At 76.5% G+C, this 2,493-nt stretch carries 1 protein-coding gene; it reads right to left on the bottom strand.

Annotated features, from left to right (window positions below; translation table 11 throughout):
• Nucleotides 1-2,493: SDR family NAD(P)-dependent oxidoreductase (locus T398_RS26670; RefSeq protein ID WP_496450561.1), on the bottom strand; the 2,493-nt coding region annotated here is incomplete at both ends.

Genomic DNA, 2,493 nt, shown 5'->3' with positions numbered 1-2,493 from the left:
GCCTCCCACGACACCTCCAACAACAACCGCTGCTGCGGATCCATCGCCACCGCCTCACGCGGCGAAATCCCGAACAGACCCGCGTCGAACTGCGCGGCGGTGTGCACGAACCCGCCGGTCTGGGCGTAGGGCGTGCGGGCCGGCACCTGCCAGCCCCGGTCGACCGGGAAGCCGGAGGTGCCGTCCGCGCCGTCCGCGACCAGCCGCCACAGGTCCTCCGGCGACTCCACCCCACCCGGATACCGGCAGGCCATCCCGACGATGACGATGTCGTCGCCGGTCACCGGCACGTGCCCGGGGGTGCTCACCTCCGTCACGGTGCCGCCGCCGAGCAGGTCGTGCAGGTGCCGGGCCAGGGCCTGCGGGGACGGGTGGTCGAACACCAACGACGAGGGCAGGGCCAGGGACAGCTCCCGTTGCAGGGCGTTGCGCAGGTCGACCGCGGTCAGCGAGTCGAAGCCGAGGTCGTGGAACGCCGTCGTCGGGGTGATCTCGGTGACGTCGGCGAAGCCCAGCACCGCGGCGGCCCGTACCCGCACCAGGTCGAGAAGCGCGGGCAGCTCGATCCGGACCGCCGGTGCCGGGGCCGCCGGCGTCCCGGCGGACGACACGGCCAAGCCGTCGAAGAGCCGGCTCGGTCGCCCGGCGGTGAACGCGTCGATGAACCGCGGCCAGTCGACGTCGGCGACGACGAGTTCGGTGTCACAGTGGTCGACGGCCCGCGCGAACGCGGTCATGGCCAGGGCCGGTCGCATCGCGCGGAGGCCCCGGCGGTGCAGATGCTCCGCGGCCACGTCGTCGGCGGCGAGGCCGATCTCGGCCCACGGGCCCCACGCCACGGCCGTCGCCGGGGCGCCCCGGGCGGTACGCGCGGCGGCCAGCGCGTCGAGGTGGGCGTTCGCCGCGGCGTAGGCGGCCTGGCCGCCGCTGCCCCAGATGCCGGCGATCGAGGAGAAGACCACGAACCGGTCGAGTTCGGCGCCGGCGAGCAGTTCGTCGAGGTGGACCGCGCCGAGCACCTTGCCGGTGACGGCATCGGCGTACGCGGCGGTGTCGGTGTGCGCCAGGTCGAGCGAGGGCGCGACGCCCGCGGCGTGCACCACGGCGTGCACCGGCACGTCGGGGTCGATGCGGTCGAGGGCCGCGGCGAGCGCGTCGCGGTTGGCGACGTCGACCGCGGCGACGGTGACCCGGCTGCCCAGGGTGACCAGCTCGGCCGCAAGGGCCCGCGCCCCGGGGGCGTCGATGCCCCGGCGGCTGGTGAGCAGCAGGTGCGGCGCGCCCCGGCGGGCCAGCAGGCGGGCCACCTCGGCCCCGAGCGCCCCGGTGCCGCCGGTGACGACCGTGGTGCCGCGCGGCTGCCACGGTGTGGCCGTCCGGTCAATCGGGGCCGTGGTGACGCGGCGACCGAAGACACCGGACGCGCGTACCGCGATCTGGTCCTCGGTCCGTTGGGCGAGCGCCGCGGCGAGCCGCTCGCCGGCCTTGGTGTCGAGGGTGTCGGGCAGGTCGATCAGGCCGCCCCAGCGGTGCGGCAGTTCCAGCGCGGCGACCCGGCCGAGGCCCCAGAGCTGGGCCTGGGCGGGCCGTCGCAGCGGGTCGGAGCGGCCGATCGAGACCGCGCCGCGGGTGACGCACCACAGCGGGGCGGCGATGTCCGCGGCGGCGAGGGCCCGGATCAGGTCGAGGGTGGCGCCGATTCCGGCGGGGACCCCGGGGTGGCGGGGGTCGGATTCGTCGGCCGGCCCGGTGAGGGCGAGGACGCCGGTCAGGTCCGGGTGGTCGCCGAGCCGGTCGAGGTCGGTCACCAGCCGGACCGTGGCGCCGGCCGCCGCCAGGGCGTCCCGGACGCCGGACGGGTCGACGTTCTCCGGGGCGACGAGCAGCCAGGCGCCGGTCAGTGTGCCGGCCGGCAGCGCGTCGAGGGGCTGCCAGGCGGCGCGCATCCGCCAGGCGTCGGCGGTGGTGGCCGCCCGGTTGCGGCGCCGCCAGGAGGACAGCACCGGGACCACCGGGCGCAGCAGGTCGTCGGTGGCGTCGAGCACTCCGGCGAGCCCGGTGAGGTCCTCGCGGTCGACGGCGTCCCAGAAGCCGGCGTCGCCGGGTCCGGCGTCGGGCGTGGACGCGGGCCGCCGGCCGGGGTCGAGCCAGAACCGCTCGTGCTGAAAGGCGTACGTGGGCAGGTCGATCACGGTGCCGCCGGGGTTTGCGGTCACCGCCGCCCAGTCCACGTCGTGCCCGGCGACGTGCAGGTCGGCGAGGGCCTGGAGCACCGTGCGGTCCTCTCCGGCGTCCTTGCGCAGGGCGGGAACGCTGGTGAGGTCGCCGGCGACGTCGCGGGCCATCGGGGTGAGCACGGCGGCCGGCCCGATCTCCAGGCATCGGGTCACGCCGTGCTCGGCGAGCCACCGCATGCCGTCGGCGAAGCGCACCGCCTCGCGCACGTGCCGCACCCAGTAGCCGGCGGTGAACTGCTCAACCGGCTCACCGGTC

The sequence above is a fragment of the Salinispora goodfellowii genome (genome assembly GCF_059570675.1).
Note: the sequence above shows the minus strand (reverse complement) of the source record. Positions and strands in the feature narration are given on the sequence as shown.